The 22,927-nt window shown below is 59.6% G+C and carries 21 protein-coding genes; 13 read left to right on the forward strand and 8 right to left on the reverse strand.

The window, feature by feature from the left end; all coding sequences use genetic code 11:
- Nucleotides 1-41 precede the first annotated feature (41 nt).
- On the forward strand, nt 42-878 hold the full coding sequence (locus NL154_RS23270; protein ID WP_434734286.1) for a universal stress protein: 837 nt from the start codon (nt 42-44) through the stop codon (nt 876-878).
- Nucleotides 879-983: 105 nt separating this feature from the next.
- Entirely contained in the window at nt 984-1,631 is a 648-nt protein-coding gene (locus NL154_RS23275; RefSeq protein ID WP_434734287.1) for a phosphoribosyltransferase, read from the forward strand.
- A gap of 124 nt (nt 1,632-1,755) precedes the next feature.
- On the opposite strand, the gene ppsA is transcribed toward NL154_RS23275, so the two are convergent.
- Nucleotides 1,756-4,158, reverse strand: a complete 2,403-nt coding sequence (gene ppsA, locus NL154_RS23280) for a phosphoenolpyruvate synthase (RefSeq protein WP_434734288.1) — start codon at nt 4,156-4,158, stop codon at nt 1,756-1,758.
- A gap of 135 nt (nt 4,159-4,293) precedes the next feature.
- Between ppsA and NL154_RS23285 the strand changes: the two genes are divergently transcribed.
- Complete coding sequence (locus tag NL154_RS23285; protein WP_210632175.1) at nt 4,294-5,253, forward strand: glucokinase; 960 nt, start codon at nt 4,294-4,296, stop codon at nt 5,251-5,253.
- 47 nt (nt 5,254-5,300) lie between these two features.
- Here NL154_RS23285 and groL read toward each other — a convergent pair whose 3' ends face one another.
- From groL to NL154_RS23300, 3 genes are all read right to left on the reverse strand, one after another.
- Nucleotides 5,301-6,920: a chaperonin GroEL gene (gene groL, locus NL154_RS23290; protein ID WP_210631964.1), complete on the reverse strand. Its 1,620-nt coding sequence runs from the start codon at nt 6,918-6,920 to the stop codon at nt 5,301-5,303.
- Nucleotides 6,921-7,329: 409 nt separating this feature from the next.
- Nucleotides 7,330-9,630 carry a heavy metal translocating P-type ATPase gene (locus NL154_RS23295; RefSeq protein ID WP_221155123.1) on the reverse strand — a complete coding sequence of 767 codons (2,301 nt, stop codon included), beginning with the start codon at nt 9,628-9,630 and terminating at the stop codon, nt 7,330-7,332.
- Between the two features lie 155 nt (nt 9,631-9,785).
- Entirely contained in the window at nt 9,786-10,382 is a 597-nt protein-coding gene (locus NL154_RS23300) for a chemotaxis protein CheB (RefSeq protein WP_434734289.1), read from the reverse strand.
- 491 nt (nt 10,383-10,873) lie between these two features.
- Between NL154_RS23300 and NL154_RS23305 the strand changes: the two genes are divergently transcribed.
- The 5 genes from NL154_RS23305 to NL154_RS23325 all read left to right on the forward strand — a co-directional run bounded on the left by NL154_RS23305 (nt 10,874) and on the right by NL154_RS23325 (nt 15,446).
- Nucleotides 10,874-11,131 (forward strand): hypothetical protein, encoded by a 258-nt coding sequence (locus tag NL154_RS23305; protein ID WP_210631967.1) that lies wholly within the window; start codon nt 10,874-10,876, stop codon nt 11,129-11,131.
- Nucleotides 11,132-11,142: 11 nt separating this feature from the next.
- The gene (locus NL154_RS23310; protein ID WP_210631968.1) at nt 11,143-11,385 is read left to right on the forward strand and encodes a hypothetical protein; all 243 of its coding nucleotides are present in this window, start codon (nt 11,143-11,145) and stop codon (nt 11,383-11,385) included.
- A 53-nt stretch (nt 11,386-11,438) separates the two neighbouring features.
- The gene (locus tag NL154_RS23315; RefSeq protein ID WP_210631969.1) at nt 11,439-12,086 is read left to right on the forward strand and encodes a BON domain-containing protein; all 648 of its coding nucleotides are present in this window, start codon (nt 11,439-11,441) and stop codon (nt 12,084-12,086) included.
- A 181-nt stretch (nt 12,087-12,267) separates the two neighbouring features.
- Nucleotides 12,268-12,690: a hypothetical protein gene (locus NL154_RS23320; RefSeq protein WP_221155137.1), complete on the forward strand. Its 423-nt coding sequence runs from the start codon at nt 12,268-12,270 to the stop codon at nt 12,688-12,690.
- Between the two features lie 110 nt (nt 12,691-12,800).
- Complete coding sequence (locus NL154_RS23325) at nt 12,801-15,446, forward strand: erythromycin esterase family protein (RefSeq protein ID WP_434734290.1); 2,646 nt, start codon at nt 12,801-12,803, stop codon at nt 15,444-15,446.
- Nucleotides 15,447-15,687: 241 nt separating this feature from the next.
- Here the strand turns inward: NL154_RS23325 and NL154_RS23330 are convergent, their stop codons facing one another.
- The gene (locus tag NL154_RS23330) at nt 15,688-16,146 is read right to left on the reverse strand and encodes a pyridoxamine 5'-phosphate oxidase family protein (protein ID WP_210631972.1); all 459 of its coding nucleotides are present in this window, start codon (nt 16,144-16,146) and stop codon (nt 15,688-15,690) included.
- Between the two features lie 314 nt (nt 16,147-16,460).
- Here NL154_RS23330 and NL154_RS23335 point away from each other — a divergent pair, with 314 nt between their 5' ends.
- The 3 genes from NL154_RS23335 (at nt 16,461) to NL154_RS23345 (ending at nt 18,225) form a co-directional block, all read left to right on the forward strand.
- Nucleotides 16,461-16,928, forward strand: coding sequence for a hypothetical protein (locus NL154_RS23335; RefSeq protein ID WP_210631973.1), 468 nt, complete (start codon nt 16,461-16,463; stop codon nt 16,926-16,928).
- Nucleotides 16,929-17,174: 246 nt separating this feature from the next.
- Nucleotides 17,175-17,927, forward strand: a complete 753-nt coding sequence (locus NL154_RS23340; protein ID WP_434734291.1) for a helix-turn-helix domain-containing protein — start codon at nt 17,175-17,177, stop codon at nt 17,925-17,927.
- Nucleotides 17,928-18,060: 133 nt separating this feature from the next.
- Nucleotides 18,061-18,225, forward strand: a complete 165-nt coding sequence (locus tag NL154_RS23345; RefSeq protein WP_221164046.1) for a hypothetical protein — start codon at nt 18,061-18,063, stop codon at nt 18,223-18,225.
- Between the two features lie 90 nt (nt 18,226-18,315).
- Here the strand turns inward: NL154_RS23345 and NL154_RS23350 are convergent, their stop codons facing one another.
- Complete coding sequence (locus NL154_RS23350; RefSeq protein WP_434734292.1) at nt 18,316-18,708, reverse strand: DUF3775 domain-containing protein; 393 nt, start codon at nt 18,706-18,708, stop codon at nt 18,316-18,318.
- On the opposite strand from NL154_RS23350, the gene NL154_RS23355 reads away from it, so the two are divergent.
- On the forward strand, nt 18,608-19,081 hold the full coding sequence (locus NL154_RS23355) for a lysylphosphatidylglycerol synthase transmembrane domain-containing protein (protein ID WP_434734293.1): 474 nt from the start codon (nt 18,608-18,610) through the stop codon (nt 19,079-19,081). The genes NL154_RS23350 and NL154_RS23355 overlap by 101 nt on opposite strands.
- A 253-nt stretch (nt 19,082-19,334) precedes the next feature.
- On the opposite strand, the gene NL154_RS23360 is transcribed toward NL154_RS23355, so the two are convergent.
- Nucleotides 19,335-19,982, reverse strand: a complete 648-nt coding sequence (locus NL154_RS23360) for a BON domain-containing protein (protein WP_210631979.1) — start codon at nt 19,980-19,982, stop codon at nt 19,335-19,337.
- A 160-nt stretch (nt 19,983-20,142) separates the two neighbouring features.
- On the opposite strand from NL154_RS23360, the gene NL154_RS23365 reads away from it, so the two are divergent.
- A complete protein-coding gene (locus tag NL154_RS23365; RefSeq protein WP_247241771.1) occupies nt 20,143-20,814 on the forward strand; it encodes a hypothetical protein in 672 nt (223 codons plus the stop codon).
- Nucleotides 20,815-20,917: 103 nt separating this feature from the next.
- On the opposite strand, the gene NL154_RS23370 is transcribed toward NL154_RS23365, so the two are convergent.
- Entirely contained in the window at nt 20,918-22,825 is a 1,908-nt protein-coding gene (locus NL154_RS23370; RefSeq protein ID WP_434734294.1) for a PAS domain S-box protein, read from the reverse strand.
- Nucleotides 22,826-22,927 lie beyond the last annotated feature (102 nt).

Genomic DNA, 22,927 nt, shown 5'->3' on the forward strand with positions numbered 1-22,927 from the left:
ACTAGACTTGCGGCGTGCAGCCCAAAGAAGGAGGCATAAGATTGCCTTACAAAACGATACTGGTCGTGCTTGGCGTCAACGACTTTCAAGACGACATCAAGGACGCCATCGTCAGTGGTCAGGCGATTGGCGCGCACTTGTCGGTTGTAGTGGCGGCCATGGCAGCGCCACCGCCCTTTGGCGCATCTGCCGAGGAGATTTCAGCCGTCTGGCTGGAGGAACGCGGAGGCGACATCGCGAAGCTTGCGGAGCAGACGAGGCATGTGGAAGAGCAGCTTGCCTCTTCGGGGCTTTCGTTTGATGTTCAGGACCTCTACACGGAGGGCGCCTGGGCGGACGAGGCGATCGCCGAAAGAGCGCTGTATGTCGATCTGACTCTTGTCGGCCGGCGGGCTGCCCGCGATCGCGATCTCTGCCCGCGGATCATCGGCGGAGCCTTGTTTCAGGCGCCCGCCCCTCTGCTTTTGAACCCGACGGATCAGCCCGCCGAGTTCACCCCTCGCACCGTTCTGATCGCCTGGAACTCCCGGAGAGAAGCGGCCCGCGCGGTTCAGCAGGCCCTTCCAATTCTCCAGCGCGCCGGCGAAGTGCGTCTTGTTCTGGTCGATCCTTTGGCAAAGGCATCGCCCGGCGGCGAAGATCCGGGTGCCGATATCGCTGCCTATCTTGCACGACAAGGCGTGCCTGTCACGGCGGAAACCGTCATGAGCAGAGGAAGGCCCGTCCAGGACATCCTCAAGCAACGCGCCGCGGAAATGGGGGCCGATCTGATTGTCATGGGCGCATATAGCCACTCCCGATTGCGCGAACGCATTTTCGGCGGCGTGACGCGATCGATGATTGAGACGTGCAGTCGGCCGCTTTTCCTCGGTCACTAGCGCAGGCATCGGGATCAGTATTGCAGGAACAAGTCGCACTGTAGGCCGAGGCCATTGATCCAAAGAACGATGTGCGCTCAGAAGCGCGCCGAAAGGAGATTTACGATGTTCAAGGATAGAAAGGATGCTGGTCGGGCACTTGCTGCAGCCCTGCTCCGGTATCGTGGGCGAGACGTCGTCGTCGTAGGCCTTCCGCGCGGAGGCATTCCAATTGCTTACGAGATCGCCAGCGCTCTGGACGCGCCAATGACGATGGTGTTCGTGAGGAAAATTGGAGTGCCCGCAATGTCTGAAGTTGCTATGGGCGCGGTCGTCGACGGACCGCATCCCTCTATCTTCAAGAACGACGACATCATACGCCAAACCGACATCTCGGACGCCGTCTTTCAATCCGCCACGGATATGGAGTTGAAAGAAATCGCGCGCCGCAGATCCGTGTTCAAGGGCATTTTGCCCGATATCGACATCGAAGGCAGGACCGTCATCCTGGCGGACGACGGCATCGCTACCGGTGCCACGATGAAGGCAGCGGCGATGGCAATCAGACAATGCGGGGTCGAACGCATCATCATTGCCGTTCCCGTTGCGCCGGCAAAGGTGGTCGCCGATCTCGAGGACGAGGTCGAAGAGGTGGTTTGCCTTGAGGCCGGGCTGTCCTTCCGCGCGGTCGGTGATTTCTACTTCCACTTTCCCCAGCTGTCAGACGAAGATGTCATCCGCTGCTTCAAGCAGCTTGCACCGGCGGCACACTGATTGCGTCGGTTAATCCAGCGTCTTATCTGTATGGCGCGCGGCGCTCCCCGCCGAATAATCGCGCTCGAGAGGCACGGCACAGCAAGATATAGACGCAGGGGCTTCATTCCGGTCTCGTCTGCAATCACCCCCGAACGGTCTGCTCCCTGCACCGCTCAGCCTCCGCCACTTTCTGTTTTACAGCCACGAAGCTGTCCGGCGTGACGGAAATGCTGTCGATCCCGCATTCGACGAGGTAGGCGGCAAAGTCGGGGTAGTCGCTCGGCGCCTGGCCGCAAATGCCGATCTTGACGCCGGCCGTTCTGGCTTCGGTGATCACTCTCGAAATCATCCACTTTACCGCCGGATCCTGCTCGTCAAATAGATCGGCGAGATCGCCCGCGTCTCGATCGACGCCGAGCGTCAGTTGCGTGAGATCGTTTGAGCCGATGGAGAAGCCATCGAAATAGCGGGCGAAATCCTTAGCAAGAATGACGTTTGAGGGTATCTCGCACATGACATAGATCTTCAGTCCGTCCTCGCCGCGCTTCAAGCCGCTTTCCGCCATGACCTGCAGCACCTTCTCAGCTTCTTCGACCGACCGGCAGAAGGGAACCATGACGACGACATTGGCAAAACCCATCTCGTTGCGCAGCTTGCGAATGGCGCGGCATTCCAGCGCAAAACCCTCACGGTAGCGAGGTGAATAGTAGCGGGAGGCACCGCGGAAGCCGAGCATCGGATTTTCTTCCTTGGGCTCGAACTCAGCCCCGCCCAGAAGCCCGGCATATTCATTCGTCTTGAAATCGCTCAGCCGGACGATGGCGGGATTGGGGTGGACCACAGCGGCGATACGGGCAAGGCCACGCGCGAGATTGTCGACGAAATATTCCGACTTGTCGTCATAACCCTGCGTCAGCGCCGCGATCTCGTTCCGGGCAGCCTCGTCCTTCAGGCTGTCGAAGTGGACAAGCGCCATCGGATGGATGCGGATGGCGTTGCTGATGACGAACTCCATCCGGGCAAGGCCGACGCCATCAGCGGGCAGCCGCCACCAGCGGAAGGCCGTACCCGGATTTGCAAGATTCAGCATCACTTCGGTCTGCGTCGCCGACAGGTCGTGGGCATCGAACGTTTCGGACTCGTATTCGGCAGCCCCGTCATAGACGAACCCTTCGTCCCCCTCCGCGCAGGACACAGTCACCTCCTCGCCCGTATGCAGCAGCAGCGTCGCGTTGCCGGTCCCCACCACCGCCGGCAGGCCAAGCTCGCGGCTGACAATTGCGGCATGAGAAGTGCGGCCCCCGTGATCGGTAACGATCGCCGCCGCCCGTTTCATGATCGGCATCCAGTCCGGGTCGGTCGTCGCAGTTACCAATACCGAACCGTCGATGAATTGATCGATATCCTTGGCCGTTTCAATGAGGCAGACTCGGCCCGAGACGATGGCGTCACCGATCGCCAGACCTTCGACAAGCTTCCTGCCTTTCTGTTTGATGCTGTAGCTCCTGAAGACCCCTGTCCTGTGCCTCGACTGAACTGTTTCCGGCCGCGCCTGCACGATGAAGAGTTCTCCGGCCTCGCCGTTACGGGCCCATTCCATGTCCATCGGACAGCCGTAGTGCTGCTCGATGAGCGACGCCCAGCGGGCGAGCTTGAGCACCGCTTCATCGTCAAGCACATAGCTTGCCCGTTCGGCTTTCGAGGTCGGAACGTTGAGGGTAGGCTCTTCGGCCGATCCATAGATCATCTTCTTTGCCTTTGCGCCGCACTTGCGGGCGATGATGGGGCGGAGAGAGCCCTTTGCAAGAAACGGCTTGAACACTTGGTATTCATCCGGGTCGACGGCGCCCTGGACGACATTCTCACCGAGCCCCCAGGCGGCATTGATCAGCACGATTTTGTCGAAGCCGGTTTCCGTGTCGATGGAGAACATGACGCCGGAGCCGCCGAGATCCGACCGGACCATCTGCTGGATGCCGATCGAGAGTGCGACTTTCAGATGCTCAAAGCCCTTCGTCTGGCGATAGGAGATCGCCCTGTCGGTGAATAGGGAAGCGTAGCAGCGCCGGCAGACATCGAGAAGCGAACGCTCACCGCGAATATTCAAGAAACTTTCCTGCTGCCCGGCAAAGCTCGCATCCGGCAGATCTTCGGCCGTGGCGCTGGAGCGAACAGCAACGGCGACATCTTCGCTTCCGATGCGCTTCGAAAGCTCTGCGTAAGCGGTTCGGATGGTGTTCGCCAGGTCCTCTGGCCAGTCGCCGCGCAGGAAAAGCTTGCGTATGGCCGAACCGGTTTCAGCCAAGCTCGCTTTGCCCTGCTGCCAGTCGGCGATGCGTGCGGCGATCTCGCCCCGAATACCATTGGCGTCGACATAATGCCAGTAGGCATCGGCGGTGGTGGCGAAACCCGCGGGTACGGCAATTCCTTTCGGCGCGAGATCCTGGATCATTTCCCCCAGCGAGGCATTTTTGCCGCCCACTCGGGCGATGTCGCCGCGCCGGAGATGCTCAAACCAGATCACCTGTTCCATCCTGCCGCCCATGACACGCTCCCGGCCTGCCCCCTTGAACTGCGCCGAGAGTAGACGGGCTCGCCTCCTTCGACCTTGATGAAAATCAAGGCCAGGGCGCAGCAGCTGGCGCAGACTGGGAAAAGTTTAAGAATGTGGAGACCCAACATGCCGACCCTTTCAGATCGTCACGCCGTTGTCGGGGAGATCGGCCCGACCCACTTGCGCTTTGCGGTGGCCGATATCGATGAACTGGCGATGGACCACTATGTCAACTTTCGAACCGCCGAATTCGACTCGATCGAACTGGCGATCGATGCTTATCTCACGTCGCTGCAGGACCGGCCGGCGAGGATGAGCCTCGCCGTGGCCGGCGATGTCGCCGGAGGCCAGGCTCGCCTCCTTCATCATCCCTGGAGTTTTACCGCCAAACAGCTGCACGACGCGTTTTCCATTCCCACAGTCAGCCTTATGCGCGACATCGAAGCAGTCTGTCGATCCGTGCCGCTGCTGACGCAGCACGACCTTCTGCGGATCGGCGAAGCAATGCCCCCGCGGGTCGGACCGAAAGCCATCCTGCTGGTGGAAAGGGACGTGGAGGTCGCTGCCGCCGTTCCGGTTGGCCCGGGTTGGAAAGCCGTATTGGGCCGAGCCGGCGACATTTCGTTCGGTGCCGAAGACGGGGATGAGCTCCTCGTCCTCAATAGCATACGACGCGGACCGGGCAGAATGGTGCTAAGGAATGTTCTGACTTCAACCGGGCTTGCCGGTGTTTACGATGCGCTGCGGCAGCATGCCGGTCTCAGTGCATCAGCTTGGGGCGTATCGGAGATCATCGAAGCCGCGTCGCTCGAAGAGCCGGACCCCCATGCGAGGGAAACGCTCCAACGTTTTGCCACTTGGCTCGGGCGCTTGGCCGGCGACCTGGCTGCTGCTTACGGCGCAGAGGGAGGACTTTATCTGGCCGGCAGCCTGCCGAACGATCTGCGGAACGTTCTGACGGAGGGAACATTCGCCGCCTCGTTCATGGCTGCAGGCGGCCCAGCAGGCTTCGCGTCGACTGTGCCGGTCCACATCGTGACCGCTTCGAACGTTGCCCTGCGCGGCGCCGCCCTGGCGCTTTCCTGATTGCCACGAAAGGATCTCACGCAAAGTCCGGCCGGCGTCGACCGGCTCTACATCTCCATCGGCGGCGCAGTCGGCTGACGGGCGGGTTCGGGAATCTCCGTCATCGTCGCCTCCGTCAGCAGCAATATGCTGGCGACGGAGACCGCGTTTTCCAATGCGACGCGCACGACCTTGGTCGGATCGATAATGCCTTCCTGCAGGAGATCGACATAGCGGTTCCGCGCTGCGTCGAAGCCGATCGCGCCCTGACTTTCGAGCATCCTGGCAACAACGACACCGCCATCGACAGCCGAGTTCTCGGCAATCTGCCGCGCCGGGACTTCCAGAGCACGCTTCAGGATCTGTACGCCCGTCCGCTCATCCCCATCGCAGAGCTGTTCTTCCTCGGCCACAGCCGCGATGCAGCGCAAGAGCGCGAGCCCGCCGCCGGGAACGATACCCTCCTCAACCGCCGCCTTGGTGGCATTGATCGCGTCGTCGAGAGCTTCCTTCTTGGCCTTCACCTCCGCTTCCGCAGGAGCACCAACGCGAATGACGGCCACCCCACCGGAAAGCTTCGCCAGCCGTTCCTGCAGCTTCTCCTTGTCATAGTCGCTGGTGGTCGTCTCAATCTCCTTGCGGATCTGCTCGCCCCTTGCCCTGATCGCCTGCTGCGAGCCGCCGCCCCCGATGATCGTGGTGGTGTCCTTATCCACGACAACGCGCGTCGCCGTGCCGAGCTGCTCCAGCGTCGTCTTATCGAGCTTGAATCCGAGGTCTTCCGAAATGAGCTGAGCGCCGGTGAGGATCGCCAGATCCTGCAGCATTGCCTTGCGGCGGTCACCGAAGCCGGGCGCTTTGACGGCGCAGTTGCGGAAGGTGCCGCGGATCTGGTTGACGATCAAAGTGGCAAGCGCCTCGCTTTCCACGTCCTCGGCGATGACGAGGAGCGGCCTGCCCGACTTGGCGATTTCTTCGAGCAGGCCGACCAAGTCGCCAAGCGCAGAGATCTTCCTGTCGAAGATCAAGATCCGAGCATCCTCGAGAACGGATTCCATCTTTTCCGGATCCGTCGCAAAATAGGGCGAGATATAGCCGCGGTCGAATTGCGTGCCTTCCACGACATCCAGCCGGGTTTCCATCGTCTTCGATTCCTCGACGGTGATGACACCTTCCTTGCCGACTTGCGTCATGGCTTCGGCGACCAGCTGGCCGATGGTTTCGTCATTGTGTGCGGAGATCGCCGCAACCTGCTGTTTTTCCTTGTCAGTGGTCACCGGCCTGGAAAGATCCCGCAATGCCTTGATGGTGCGGTTGACGGCGCGGTCGAGGCCACGCTTGAGGTCGATGGCGCTCGCGCCCGCCACGACATTGCGGTGACCATCCGCCAAGATCGCGTGCGCAAGCACGGTGGATGTGCTTGTTCCGTCTCCAACCACATCTCCTGTCTTCTCGGCAGCGGCGCGCAACATGCGGGCGCCGAGATTTTCCTCGGGATCCTTCAGATCGAATTCCTTGGCGATCGTCACCCCGTCATTGCAAACGATGGGAGCAGCCCACTTTTTCTCGATCAGAACCGACTTGGAACGCGGGCCGAGGGTGATGCGAACGGCGTCTGCCAGTCTGGTTGCCCCCTGAAGAACCTTACTCCTGGCCTCTGCATGAAAGAGAACTTGTTTGTGCGGCATTGCCCTATCCCCAAGTTGTCATGACCTCGCCTGACAGGCTGGCACGATATCAATGACATAGATCCGCGGTGATGAAATTGACCGGCGTCAAAAGCGGCCGCCAGGAAATCGGCGCGGCGGCAATTTGATCCTGCGCAATGCCTCTTCGATGGCGCCCTCTAGACTGTTGCCGTGAAGACAATCGTTCTCACTGGCTCACCAGCTACGATTGGAGCAAGGCCGTGAACCACTTCTCCGCGGGACGATGGCTGCGATGGCTTATCATCGATCACCTCCTGTTGATCGTTCTCATTCTGATGGTTGCGGCCGTCTTCAGCATCCCAGCGATCAAAGCTATGATCGAGCACGATCAGCGAAATGCGCCGCTGATGGGTTCGACACCGCAGCAGTCCGTGCTGGCTGAGACCCCTCACTCGACCTCCAGCGAGCGATAGATCTCCTCCTCCTGCGCAAAATGAAGACGTGTGATCGCCTCCAGCCCGTGCAGCAGCCGCTGGACCTCATGAAGCTGCGCCTCTGTCGGCGCCTTGCCGTCGAACGCCTTGCGCATGACGGTGAGGTTGTGAATTTGCCGCTGAATTTCCATGTGCGTCCGGCTCATTCCGGCCAGAATGTCAGGCTTGGCGTTTTTTTGGCGAAGCCGCGCGTAAACCTGTTCGTCCCTCTTCTCGTGGGGAAGGAGACGGTCGCGCAGCCCGCGATCCAGCCTTTGGAGCTCGTCTATTGCCTCTTCCTGTGGCAGGCGTGCAATTCGATCTGCCGTCATGCCAATATCGTCGACCACGTCAGCCAATGCCTTATGCTCGGCCTCCAGTCTCTGCAGGTCTTCGTTGCTCAACCGCGGCGAGGCCATGGCGAAGGAGACAGGTGGCCCCAGGGCGCGCAGGGCATTCAGGATGACGGCGACATCGATCGCCTCCTGAAAAAGCGCTCCTTCGACCGGCGTCAGATAACCGAGGGCGGCAGCAATCATGCCTGCGACCGAAAGGGCCATGCCGGCATAAACGCTCTGTAGCGCGATCGCGCGCGAGCGGCGTGCGATATGGAGGGCACCGACCAGCCTGTCCAGACGATCGACCAGGATCACGACATCCGCCGCTTCGGACGAAGCAGCGGCACCGCGCGCTCCCATTGCTATGCCGACATCGGCGGCGGCAAGCGCGGGCGCATCATTGACCCCATCGCCGATCATCAGCACGGGACGGCCTCTCACCCGCTCCTTGTCGACCGCGTTCGTCTTGTCCTCGGGCTTCATTTCGCTGATGACGTCATCCACTCCGAGGAATGCGCCAACACCTGCAGCGAGATCGGCGCGATCGCCGGTAACGAGAACGATGCGCGCAATGCCGGTCTCGCGCAGATGCCGCAATACGTAACCCGCTTCGGGACGAATCTGGTCTGCCAGAAGCATCGCCCCGGCCAGGGCGCCGTCTATTGTCACAACGACTGCGACCGTTCCGTCGCGCCGTATCCATGCCTCGATCTCGCGGCGAAAGTCCGAGTCCTCAATGCCTGTGCTCGCGAAAGCCCAGCCGCCGACCACGACCTCTCGCCCGGCGACGCGGCCCGTCAATCCTGAGCCTGCCGTTTCCCGGACGCCGCTGGGTACATCAAGCCGCAGCCCCCGTTCACGGGCGGCGGCCACGAGGGCCTGGGCCACGACATGAGGCGAGCTCTGATCCAGCGATGCCGCCACCCTCAAGAGGTCGAGCGGATCGAGGTCGCCGCGTGCCTTGATCTCAATCAGGCGGGCCCGACCATCGGTAACCGTTCCCGTCTTGTCGAGAAGCACCGTCCTCGCGGCAGCAAGGGCTTCAAGGGCGCCTCCGTCTTTCACCAGGACGCCCTTCTTTGCGCAGCGCGAGATGCCGGACACGATGGCGACGGGTACGGCGAGTATCAGCGGACAGGGCGTCGCCACCACGATGACGGCAAGAGCCCGGGTTGCCTCGCCGGTCAGTGCCCAGGCTGAAGCGGCAATCGACAAGGTGAGGGCCAGGAAGGCCAAACCGAATTTGGCCGCCAATCGCACGATCGGCGCTTTCGTCCGCTGTGCTGCCTCGACCAGCCGGATGACGCCGGCATAGGTGCTGTCGGCAGCCGCGCTCGTCGCCTTCAGGTCGAACGCATCGCCGGCATTCGTGGAGCCGCTCATCACCGCCTGTCCAGATTGCCGTCGGATAGGCAGCGCCTCGCCCGTCAGTGCGGATTCATCTAGGACGGCAAGGTTGCCCGCGACAATGCCATCGACGGGAACAACTTCGCCGCGGCGGACCAGAACGAGATCGCCAGGCGCGATGGCCGACACCGCAACATCCTCGATGCGGCTGTCTTGATACCGGGCCGCGCGCGTTGGCACCCGGCTCAGCAGTGCTGTCATCTCCCGGCTTGCCCTGTTTTGCGCGAAGTTCTCCAGGAACTGCCCGCCAGTAAACATGAGTGCCACGACAATCCCGGCCAGATACTCTCCAAACAGGATGGCCCCGCCCATCGCCAGCGCCGCGATGAGATCCAGGCCGAAATCCTTCCTGTGCAGACCAATGCCGATATCGATGACGAGCACCGCAAAGACGACTGCTGTGCCCGTCGTCCAAAATTGCGTCGCAAGGCTCTCTTGCCCCACAAATCTGGCCAATCCACCGCCGACCAGAGCCAATGTTACCAATGGCAGCATCCATGCTTTGGCGACACGCCAGCCGGGCATCCGCATGTGGACGTTTCTCCGTTTCTGAACCACGGCCTCCCGAAGCAGACGTGACGAATATGGCCGGAGACCCCTTGCACTCCGGACACTCGGACTGCGCCCGCATTGGGAAAGCCGAATACATCACTAGTCCACGCCGATCGGTCAAACCTTGAGCATGATCATCCTGCGGGGCGCGCGCCCAGGGATAGAGGTTGAAGCCCGACCTGCTCGCAGATGAATTCAGCAAGGGTTTCGATGGGACCGATCAGATCGATCTCCCCGTCTTGCATCGCCGCATTCTCCGGCATGTCCGGAAAGGAGGCTTCCGCCGGATCTTGCACCAAAGCGATGCCGCCAGCTTCTTTCAGGAACTTCAGGCCTAGCGTTCCATCTTTCAGGGCGCCCGAAAGGATCACGCCGATCGTACGCGGGGCAATTGCGGCGGCAAGAGACATGAAAAGGGCGTCGACGTTGTGGGCTCGATAGAAGCCATCGGCCAACAAATGTACTCGGCAATCCTTCGACACGCTCAGGTGCCGGCCAGGCGGGCTCAACAGACAGGTGCCGTGTTCGAGTTGCTCGCCTTCGCGTGCGAAGCGCACTGGAAGCGCGCATAGTCGTGCGAGAACCTCAGGCAGGTAACTCGGCGGCTCAATTGGTCGATGGATGACGACCAAGACAGAGGCTGGGAGTTCTGCCGGCAAATAACTCAGTAACTTCGAAACGGCTTCAATTCCACCCGCAGAGGCTCCGATAGCGACAACATCCCGTTTCATGATCTACCTCGACCATCCGATTTTCCGATCCTTTAGCCGATGATAGGTTTTCGGACATTGACGTTGGTCAAGGTCGAAAAAATCAGCCTCAGTGACCAGAGTTTGGCGCAATTCCTCTTCATCGAAGTTCGAGCAATTGACCCTTCAATGCCGATCGAGATCCGTCGGGTCATCTCCTGAGCTCCCGCGGTAGGCGATGCCTTGATCAGAAATTGCATAAATGCATTGAACCGCTCAATCCTTCGCAGACCACCGCCGTCGACGTCTCGACTGGGAGGCGGCTGTCCGAAGCGAGCCACTCCTGTTTCCCCCGCGTGCAACAACTTCATTCGACGTCTTTGATTCGAATCAAAGAGCGCCGGAACATTTCGCCTATGGTGAACGAAAGAAGAAGGAGCTCATCTCATGTATATCGCTCGCGCCTCGGGAGACCTCCGAGTATCGCGGGCTTCATGTCGAACGTATCGTTGCGCCGATAGGGGAGAAATTGGATGTCCGTCTTGATTGCTTCGAATGAGCAGCAACTGCCAGATTTCAGGGTTAAGCGTGAAGAGGCCAGCCACTGGACGATCAGCCCGCTCACGCCCCGAGCAGCTCATTGGATGCGCGCGAATTTCGGCCAAGGCGATCCAAAAGAGGATCAGATCATCAAGACCAACCTCATTGGCGCCAACGCACTGATCAGGAAAGCCCGTTCTTTCGGCTTCGTGACGGAATATGTCGGGCCGGTTACCACCTTTCATTTCTGAAGGAGAAGAAAATGCGGATGCCAGCAGCGATTTTCGTTTCTTCCATCGGCCTCGTCGGTCTGATGAGCCTGGACGGGGCAGGCCACGGCATTTCGAAGGGTCCACGGGTGACCCTGCCGGCGGCGGCTTACAACGACCAAAGCCCAATTCAGAGATCGCGCGCACAACTTGACCAACTGCGCAGCGCCTTGCTTCAGCAGAAGGAGGGGTTGCGCGCGAAATCGGCAAACGAACGCATGGGGCTTCCCGTCTGAAAGCGCCTTCGGCCGTTGCCGGAAAAAATCCTGAAAGCAGAAAGGAGCAAATCATGGACGATATTACTCTCAGACAGAACATCATCGACGAGCTTGACTTCGAACCCAGTATCGATGCCGCCAACATCGGAATATCCGTCGAAGAGGGCATCGTCACTCTCACCGGTCACGTCGGCTCCTACTCAGAAAAGGAGACCGCCGAGCGAGTGGTAAAGCGGATCAAAGGCGTGCGAGGCATTGCCCAAGAGATCGACGTCAGGATCTTCGGAAACTACGAGGCTTCCGACGATGATATCGCCCGCCGCGCCGCCAACATGCTCGACTGGAACGTTTCCGTCCCGAAGGGCGCAATCCAGGTCAAGGTCCAAAAGGGCTGGATCACGCTCACCGGCAAGGCCGAATGGCAATATCAGAAAAATGCTGCGTCCGATGCCGTTCGCAACCTCGTGGGCGTCGTCGGCCTGTCGAATTTGATCGAGATCAGTCCTCGTGTCAGCGCTGCTGACGTGAAGAAGCGCATCGAGGATGCGTTCAAGCGTGATGCCGAGCTGGAATCGCAGGGAATTCGGGTCGAAGTGTCCGGCGGCAGCGTAACTCTCAAAGGCAAGGTCCATACTTGGTCGGAGCGGAGAGCGGCCGAACGGGCAGCCTGGTCGGCTCCGGGAATCAAGACGTTGAATGATCAGATAGCGATCGGATGATCGCATTAAGGCTTCACATCAAAATTCGTGCCGGGGAGGTTTTGCTGTCCCCGGCGTGACTGCATCAGCGATTGCATGCAGGTCATCTGAGAAGGCGACGCGCTGTTGCCAGCGCAACAAGAAGCGCTGCTCCGTCAGAACGGCGAGGCGGCAATCCGTCGCTTGGCGTGAATGGTTTCATATGACATCCGAACTGAAGATCGGCCAGTTGCAGGAAACTCAGATAGAGCGTGCGTATGTCGTCGCCCAGGCGGCAATGCCACGTCTGACGCTCGCCTCCTGGCGTCAGGTCACTAGCGGTTCGGAACGCTGCAACTTTATCGTCGCGGCCGATATCGATGATCACGTCCGCGGACTCTGCCACGCTCGAATCGAGAACCACCCACTTGCCGGGCGTCTGTTCGATGTTGCGATTTTCATCGTGGTGAGCCCGTTTCGCGAGCAGGAGATCGCCGCAAAGCTCTTTTCCAATGTGAGGAAGAAGGCGATTGACGCGAACTGCAATTATTTGAGGGTCTGGACGCTCAGGCCAGAGAACTGGAACCTCCTCGATAACCAGGAATATCGTCATCGTTGGGATCACGGGAGCATGCACCCGCTTTGACCCTCCTTCCAGCCGCCGTAATCGCTCGGCGCCCTGAGGTCCATCTATTCCCCGCGAAGATTTGATGTTGATCAATGCGTGGCAGATCAACAGGCACACATTCTATCTGTATGGTTCGATGGCACTTCCAATTTCGAGACAGGTTCGATGCAGGGCGTCAGCTAGCGACCAAGCTCGTTGCGCTATCTCTCGAGCAACCTGTCGTCTATGCCTTGCCGCGCGGTGGCGTACCAGTCGCGCTGGAAATCTCGCGTGCTTTGCAAGCGCCGCTCGATCTCCTTCTGGTCCGAAAGATTGGCGCACCGGGGACGCCCGAAGTGGCGCTCGGTGCTGTCGTCGAAGGCTCAGGGGCCGAAACCGTCATCAATGAAGACGTACGAATGGCGACGGGTGCCGACGATACTTACCTTGAGCGTGCGCGGCAACGGGAACTTGTCGAGCTCGAACGTCGGCGCGCCTTATACCTCGGTAGTCACGCACGGTTGGAGCCGGCGGGACGAACCGCAATCGTCGTCGATGATGGTCTTGCCACGGGGGCAACAGCCAAAGCCGCGCTCATCGCAATCAAAAAACAGGGTGCCGCAAAAGTTGTACTTGCTGTTCCCGTGGCGCCAGAAGCAACGCTGGCGGAAATGCGTCCATATGCGGACATTATCGTCTGTCTTCATCCGGCGCGAGGTTTTCAGGGAGTGGGCGCATTCTACAGCGATTTCCACCAACTCACCGATGAAGAGACAATCGGGCTGCTGAGACAAGGATGGGCCGAGGGTAGTACCACCGGCCAAGATCGTTCCAGGCGCCGTATCGTGGTCCCGCCGCACAGTCTGGTGGGCGATTTGAGCGTGCCACCGGATCCACGGGGCATCATATTATTCGCCCATGGTAGTGGGTCGAGCCGCCTCAGTCCTCGCAACATTGCTGTCGCTGACCGGCTGAATGACAAGGGTTTCGCGACGCTTCTTCTTGATCTGCTGACGGCAGATGAGGCGACAGACCGCCGAAATGTCTTCGATATTCCATTGCTTGCCGAGCGTTTGCTCGAGGCTGCGATCTGGATTCAGGCTGAGCCGGACATTGCCGATCTACCGTTGGGGCTGTTCGGTGCGAGCACCGGCGCCGGGGCGGCAATGTTGGCAGCTGCCGAACTTCAAGGCCGCGTGGCAGCGGTAGTCTCGCGCGGCGGGCGCCCTGATCTCGCCGGGCCGCGTCTGGCCGAGGTCGAAGCACCGACCCTGCTCATTGTCGGCGGCGATGATCGGGAGGTTCTTACCCTGAACCACAAGGCACTAAATGCACTCGCATGTGAGAAGCTGCTCAAAATCGTTCCTGGAGCCACGCATCTGTTCGAAGAACCTGGTGCGCTTGAAGCGGTGACCGACTTGGCAAGTGCCTGGTTCGAGCATTACCTGTTGACGCCCAACCAGCCAGCCTCCGCGATACCTCAGTCAATCTCACAGACATCGGCAGTGGCCGTGTTGCGGACTGCGGCCGAGCCACTGCCTTCGCTGGAGGACGCGAATTTCGCAGCCGTCTTTGACCGGTTCGCTCAAGCAAGGGTCGTGTTGCTTGGCGAAGCCTCCCACGGTACTTCGGAATTTTATCGGGCTCGCGCCGCTATCACGCGCCGTCTGATCGAGCGGCACGGCTTCACGATTGTCGCTGTGGAGGCTGACTGGCCCGATGCCGCCGCAATCGACCGCTATGTTCGGCAAAGCCCGCATCGGCCAATGCACTCAACACCGTTCGCGCGATTCCCCACCTGGATGTGGCGCAACAAGGATGTCGACGCCTTCATCAGTTTCCTGCGCGATCACAACGCCACGAAACTCCAAGGTGAAAAGGTCGGTTTCTATGGCCTGGATCTTTACAACATGACGGCGTCGATCGCCGCCGTGCTCGCCTATCTAGACCGCGTGGATCCCAAGGCCGCGCAAATTGCGCGTGAACGGTATGCCTGCCTGTCGCCGTGGTCGCGGGAGCCGGCTGCCTATGGCCGCGCATCGCTGACTGAAGGTTATGCACTGTGCGAACGGCCGGTGACACGCATTCTCATCGACCTGCTGCAGAAGGAGCTCCAATACGCCAAGAACGATGGCGCTGAGTTCTTCGACGCGATGCAGAATGCCCGTCTTGTGGCTGACGCGGAACGCTACTATCGGGCCATGTATTACGGGGCCCATGAATCATGGAACCACCGCGACCAGCACATGTTCAACGCGCTGCAGAATATCCTCGCATGGACAGGTCCAAAAGCGAAAGCGGTTATCTGGGCACACAATTCCCACATCGGAGACGCGCGGTTCACCGAAATGGGTATGGAGCGCGGCGAGCTGAACATCGGCCAGTTGTGCAGACAGGCGTATGGACGCGATGCAGCGCTGATCGGCTTTGGCACACATTCCGGTACCGTCGCGGCGGCATCGGAATGGGATGGGCCGATGGAAATCAAGGCCATACGATCGTCTCGCCCAGGCAGTTACGAGGACTTGTTCCACAACGTCGGCGCCGACCGCTTCCTGGTAGATTTTCGCGCAAAGGAGCACGACAATCTCCGCCGCGTCATCGCTGCCCCGCGGCTTGAACGCTACATTGGTGTCATCTATCGGCCCGAGACGGAGCGATGGAGTCACTACAGTTACGCGTCGTTGTCCGACCAGTACGATGCGTTCGTGTGGTTCGATCAGACCTGCGCAGTAACTCCCTTGCCGACTGAGGTGGCCGCCGGAGAGGATGAGACTTATCCCTTCGGTCTATGAAGCGCCGCTATCCTTCAGTTTTTCTCACGCCACTTCAGGAGGCTGTTCAAGTCTATGTCCCAGCCTCAAAACCGTGGACGCGACGAGTCCGTCACATAAGGCGTCACCACGTCAAGATCCAATGACAGCCATCCGGATCTAAAGGCGAAGCATTTTTGCCAGGCATCCGAAACGAAAAAGGGTCGCCACATCGGCCCATTGGGAAGAGCCAAAGCTCTCACGGCACCCCTTCCGATTCATCTCAAATTGCCTCGACACCATGCCTGCCCGAAATCTCTTCAACCCAAATTCCAAAGAAAATCGGCTCGCGTGGCTTTGCGGCGGTCCCATCTTCAGGGGTGAGCGCGCCAGGCTCCCACCACCCGCTGTCCTTCTGCAGAACACTCCAGGCGTGCTGACGTTCACTGGCAAAGCCATTCTTATCTGGAAATTCTTCGAAGCGTCCGGAGGCAATCACGGAACGCCATGAGCCACGGGATGTATGTTCGTGGACCAGCACGCAAACTTGGGGATTTGCGCGCATCCAGTCGATTTTCTTTCCCTCGAGCGAGAAGGCGTAGATCTTTCGTTCCTCGCAGGCAAAGGAGATCGGCACGAGATAGGGTTTGTTCTCATGGCTACATGCCAATATTCCCGTTTTCGCGTGGCGAAGCATATCGAAGCAATCGTCTGTGTTCATTTCCTTAATCGTCACGCTCATCGTCGTCGCCTCCAGCCGAGTATTGAGACAATGCCACACTGCTCGCCACAAGACCTTGCGATAGCTCAATTCGCCACAGATTTCAGGAACAACGCACCAGGCGGGTTCCGTTAGAATCTGATCTCGTTTGAGAGAGGAGGCGCCGCGACAGTTTGCCAACGCAGGAGTTTTCGAGCGCGCACGAGCAAGTCTTCGACAGTGCAAGGCCAATTCTCACGGGCCGGAGCGTTTGATCTGTCGCAATGTTCTCCAGCCGTCCGACATCTATAGTTCGTTAGATCTTTGCTCCTCATTGCAGCGGGAGGGCAAGCGGTGTGAGCGACTTTACGGTAGCGCCGGCTCAGGAGTGCGATTGGCCGGACCTCGAGCGGTTTCTGGATGCGGGAGGCGCAATGCCGCCGCCGGCTGTGTGGCAGGAACTCAAGCAGCTGACCGTCGAATATCCAGCGGGCATGACCCATCGGGGCTCAAACCAAATGCTCATCGCCGTCGATAGAGTTGGCATGATCAGAGGCTTTTGTTTGCTCCAACGCACGCAACAGTGGCCTTATCACGAGGTGCTGGACGTGCCGGTTCTTATTGTTGAAGAAGGCGCAAACCAGAATGCCATCTGCCGCGCGCTGTATGACTACGCAACCGAGATTGCGAGAAAGTACGCGGTTCGTACTGTACATTTTCGCAGATTGGCAAAGGATTGCTGGTGGTCTGCTCCACAATGCCAGCCGGCCTCGAAAGGCAGCGTGATTGTACCAATTGCGGGAAGCTCGCTTGCAGGCCGCTGACAACGAAAGGCGCATTATATTTGTGGCCGAGTCTGCTGCGAATACGCACCTGTTGCCGTAACGGGATGATCTGGAGGCATGGACCTTATTATCCCGCCGTCGAACGGGCCCCGCCGGACCCATCTGCTCGACAAGCCGTTGCCTGTTACCAACTGTTACAAATTCGCACCATCTTTAACACGCGCGGCATCGGCGTGTCACCGGCGGCTGGTCAATTGTCGTCATCAACAGCACGGAGGGATGGACATGCTGCAGGTCGCCAATTTTCACCACGCAGAAGGCGTCACGAGCGCGACCTTTCCTGGCTCCGCGCCGACCGGCCTTCAGGCACTTTTCCAAAAACAGCCCGTCGAACGCGTCGCCGCGGGCCAATCGCTGTTCTTCGAGGGGGATGCCGCCACGCATCTCTTCGAGGTTATCGAGGGCAGCCTGCGGATCTTCAAGATCATCTCCGATGGCCGCCGCGTCATCACCGGTTTCCTGCATGACGGCGACATTATCGGCGTATCGCTAAAGAGCCACTATCTCTACAGCGCCGAAGCGGTCACCGATATCAAGGTCCGCCGCATCTCACGCAGGGCTTTCGAGACAGCGGTCGACAAATCACCGGATCTGCGGCCTGAGGTCTTTGTCCATCTCTGCGACGAGATGGCAGCCGCCCAGGATCAGATGGTGCTCCTCTCCCGCAAGAATGCCGAGGAGCGCGTTTGCAGCTTTCTATTGAAGGAACTCCTTCGCGATGCCGACCGCCGCCAGTGCGATGCCATCATCGAGCTGCCGATGACCCGGCTCGATATTGCGGATTATCTCGGCCTGACCATCGAGACGGTTTCGCGGACGATGACGAAGCTGACGAACAAGGGCGTCGTCGCCCCCGCCGGTCGTCATTCAGTCAGGATCGTCAAGCGCTCCGCTCTGGTGCTACTGGCGGGCAATGACGACGAATACGTCGACAACATGGTGGAATTTGCCAGCTATGCAAGGGGGGCGCACCACTGAACGCCAGCGGCGGGAAATAGATGTGACAACGAACATACATCATGGAAGCTGACCATAGCTAAAACGAGCTATTGATCTGGGCGGGCGTGAGACTAAAATGGGCGTTCCCGCTGTCCGGAACAGGTCTAAGACCATGGACCCTTATGTCATCCAGCAGAACATCAGGCGATTTCAGGACATGCTCGAACTGGTGCGAGATCCTGTAGAGCGTGAAAAACTAAGTCGGATGATCGACCAAGAGCAAGCGCAGTTGGAACAGGCGATTGAGAAAAAGGCTGACAGCTTCAAGAGGTCCTGACTATCGCTATCCTTGGTGTGGTTTGAACCGGCGGCTCTTCGCCGGCGCACGGCTAAGCTTTGCAACGTACCTTCCGTTGCACTGGTGCCTCTACAATTTGCCTTCCATTGCGGCAGCCGAGCTCTCTCCGAACTGGTCGAGCGCCTCTTCGAGGTAGTCCGGCAGCAGCGGCAGGCCAAGAAGGTAGGCAGCCGTGCGATTGTTATGCGCTTCGGCAGCCTGATGGCGCAGATCGTCCCATTCGCTGGCGTCGCCATCACCGCGACCGAGCCAGGCAAGAGCGACAAGATCAATCTGCTCGTCTTCGTTGAGCGCCCAGATCGCGCTTTCCAGCTCCTTTTCGACGACGTCATCCGGATGCTCTTCCAGGATTTCAATCATATTGTTCATCGCGGCTCTTCTGCTCCTTGTCGCCCACTCCCGCGGCCGGTTTATCCCCAGACGGATGTTGTCCTGGCCGCCTATCGCGAGAACTGCGGACATGCTAGCCAAAGTCAGGCGCGACTTGCTGAGCGACGGTACCGTTCTGGCTCAGGCAACGGCCTTACAGGCAGCGATCTTTCTTCTCGACGCTGCAACGTTATGGCTCGCGCTACGGGCAATTGGCGTGCACATCGAGCTGTCGAACGCCCTGGTCTGTTTCATTCTGGCCTCCGTCGTCGCGACACTTTCGCCGCTACCACTTGGTCTCGGTCCCTTCGAAGGAAGCTGCGTCGCTCTCCTTCACCTGCTCGGGGTGCAGGTCGAAATGGGACTCGCGGCGACACTTATGCTGCGAGGCTTCACGTTCTGGCTGCCGATGCTGCCTGGCCTCTGGCTTATTCGCCGAGAAGCCCGGGGGAAGCAGACATCCTAATCGCGATGGGTTCAGCCAGGAGAAGACGCCAGTAGTGAAATTCCATGGTGCCTGTCGCGGAGGTCGCCGTGGCAATGTCGGCATACACGAGACCAAACACTTAAAACGCGTCGCATGAATCGATGCGACGCGTGAGGCCCGATCTGCGGCATTCGGTCATACACGGCGGCTCGACTTCAGCCAGGCCGATATGCTGCTTGAGCAGACGCCGAGCCGTCGCCTGACGATTCCCTTCCCTTCCCTTCCCTTCCCTTCAGTGCACCGCGATGCGGTTGTCTACCTTGGTCACGCCGGGAACAGACCAGGCAGCGCGTTCAGCGGCGCGACGCTCGTTCAAGGAATGGACATCGCCATTGAGGACAACGCTGCCGCCGGCCACGTCAGCGCGAATGCCGGACGCCTCGATCTCGGCATTGCGGCGCAATGCACTCTCGATACGCTCCCGAACGTCAGCCGCGCTTGCGGTCGGCCGAATGGTCACACGATTGACGATCGCCAGAACCCCGCCCAGTTTGCGGACGGCATTTTCCGCCGCGACGCGCTGGAAGTGCCACGGCACCTCGCCCGTCAGCGTAACGCAGCCGCGCTGGACGGTCACGCCGATAGCGGCATCTGGAAGTGCTGTATCCCAACTGATGATCTTCACCGCCCGGGCAGCAATTTCGTCGTCGGCATGCTTCTTCCGCTCCGGATAGCGAATCTCGATTTCCTCGGCAATTGCCCGTACACCTCTCACACGTCGCGCCGCTGCTTCGGCAGCGGCCTTTTCCGCATAACTCTCGACGTGGCCTGACAGGGTGACGATCCCATTTTCGACCGCGACGCCGATATTGGCAGCATCAATGCTTGGCTCGAACTCAAGTTCGTCCAGAACGTCCTGTTGTATGGTACTGTCGTGCATCTGATCTCTCCACTTTTGAAGATGATAGAGGGGGACCCTCGGAGGCAACTCTGTCCCTTTCCCGGCAGGACTGCATTGCGGTCGATCAAAGAAAGCTTGCGACTGCGCGTTTGATATCCGATTGCAATTTCCCTCATGAACTCTTCCGCAGGCGCCTGATTTGACCGATCTCAAGGAAAGGCGTCGCCAAAACTCCGATAAACTCAAGAAATCATGCATGTGGATGCTGAGATCGAGCCCGACCGCTGATGAAGGTTTGCGTCACATAGGGCGCCAAAAAGAGATTGTTCGGCAGATGGACGATGAGAGCCACACGATCATTTTGAAAGTCGATTGCGCCGCGCGCCTATTCAACTCCCTCGACCCCACGCCATTTCGTGAGCGGGACCTTGATCCAGACGCGGAGCGCTTCATCGTCGAATGGGCACAGGAAGCACCGAGAAGCGCTCGGCTGGAGATCGTCGTTCAGCTGCCAGTTCAAGAACTCGCAACCGACTCGGCTGCAATGATATGCGAGGCAATTCAACATAACTTCGGCGATCGAGCCGTTCAAACTCGCCGCGAATTGCGGGAGCTCCTACGGGAAGGGCGACGTGAACTGATCGTTGGCATTCCGACCCTGGCGTTGAGCATCGTTTGCAGCCAACTCATCATCAACGTGATGGGATCGGACACCCTTGGAAAGGTCCTGAGCGAAAGTCTGCTTATTTTCGGCTGGGTTGCGAATTGGCGCCCGCTCGAGATCTTCCTTTATGATTGGTGGTCCATCGCCCTTAAACGCCGCTTCTATCAAGGACTCGCGGCAGCCGATGTGAAAGTCGTTGCAGCATGATTATCCAGATCCGGCCCGCTCCTCCCCGCAATCACCCACGCAACAGGTTTTCCCGCGTGGCAGCACCGACGAGAAGTTTCGGGAACCCCAGCGAAAGGCGAAGTCAATCGAGGAGCTCACGGAGCCGGAACGCCAACTCACGGGCGGTATAAGGCTTCTTCAGCCAGCTCCCGGAAAGGGCCAGCTCCCGGCCTGCGATTGCCGGCTCCGCGTACCCAGACGTGAACAGGATCTTGATCCCGGGCTTCCGCGCCCTCACTTCGTTGGCGAGCTCATCGCCGGTCATGCCGCCTGGCATGACGATATCGGTGAAGAGCAAGGCGATATCATCATGTTCGTCCAGCCGCTCCAGCGCTTCCCCACCATTCGCGGCCGAGACGACCGTGTAACCTGCGGCTGCCAGACGGGAGACAGCGACGCGGCGCACGCGCGGATCGTCCTCGACGACGAGGATTTTTTCGACGCCGCCCGGAATGCTCGGTTGGAGGCGCTCTTTCGCTCCCTCTTCGCCGGCGCCTTCTGCCGCCGCGCGCGCGGCTGGAAGGAAGACGCGCACACTCGTACCCCGGTCGATCTCGCTGTAAAGCTGGATAAAACCGCCGGATTGCTTGGCGAAGCCATAAACCATCGAAAGGCCGAGCCCGGTTCCGGCGCCGACGCCCTTGGTGGTGAAGAAGGGTTCGAAGGCCCGCTGCTTGACCTCGGCCGTCATGCCGCCGCCGGTGTCGGTGACCGAGATCAGCACGTAATCGCCGGTGCGCACCTCGGGATACATCTTGGCATAGTCGACATCGAGCTTGACACGCGAGATCTCGATCGAAACCTGCCCGCCGCGGGGCATCGCGTCCCTGCCATTGAGCACGAGGTTCAAAAGCGCATTTTGGAGTTGCGAGCTGTCGACGAGCGCCTTGTTGTCTACGCCGGTGACGATGGTACGGAACTCGATCGCCTCGCCCACAGTGCGCCGCAGCAGCTCGGAAAAGCCTGAAACCAATTGCGCGACATCAACGAGCTTCGGGTTCAGCGGCTGCCGGCGGCCAAAGGCGAGCAACTGGCCCGTAAGTTTGGCGCCATCGTCAGCAGCATTCTGCGCCTCACGCAGGAGCGGCCGCAGCCTTTCGTCGGTCAACTTATCCTCGATCATCTCGAGATTGCCGATGACGACGGTCAGAAGATTGTTGAAGTCGTGCGCCAGTCCTCCGGTCAACTGACCAATCGCTTCCATCTTCTGCGATTGGCGCAGTTCCTCGTCGATCCTCTGGCGGCTCGTCAGATCACGGATGAAACCGGTGAATAGCTGCTTGCCATTGGCAATGGCCTCGCCGACAGCGAGCTCCATGGGAAAGACGGAGCCGTCCTTGCGCTGCCCGGTCACTACCCGGCCATAGCCGATGATGCGCCGTTCGCCAGTCGTCATGTAGCGAGAGAGATAGCCATCATGCGCGTCGCGATCAGGCTGCGGCATCAACATCTTGACGTTCCGGCCAAAGACTTCCTCGGAGGAATAGCCGAAAAGTCGCTCGGCCGCGGCGCTGAAAGAGGAGATGGTGCCGGTACTGTCGATGACGATCATCGCCTCGGGAACGGTATCGAGGATGGAGCGCAAATGCGCCTCCCGTCCTGCGAGATCATCCTGCACCCTCTTCATACTGGTCACATCATTGTTGGTCTGGACGATCATGCCCTTGGAGGAAGATGGGTCGATCCCAATCCAGCGAGTAGCGATGAAGAGGGTGCGCCCGTCCTTGTGGCGATGCAGCACCTCGCCTTCCCAGGCGCCTTCGCTTCGCACCGCTTCGCGGATTTCTTCCACCGGCCGGGGGAAATGCGTTGCCAGAAGCTCATGTACGACCTTGCCGAGAGCCTCTTCCCGCGACCAGCCGTAAAGTGCTTCGCAGCCGCCGGTCCACCGGCTGATGACGCCATCGAAACCATGGATGATGAGATTAGCTCCATCGAGCAGGCGCGCGAGCTCGACGAGCTGGGTTTCGCTGGTGGATCTGGTCGTCATGTCGCCGTTCATGGCACTTCTTCATCAAAAGACAGGTGGCGCGGCTTCGATCGTAAGATCATCCGACATTCGCCGCCATCAAGAATGCACTATCGTGCCACA

It is taken from the genome of Rhizobium sp. YTUHZ044 (assembly GCF_051123975.1).
In the GTDB taxonomy this organism is placed as follows: Bacteria; Pseudomonadota; Alphaproteobacteria; order Rhizobiales; family Rhizobiaceae; genus Rhizobium.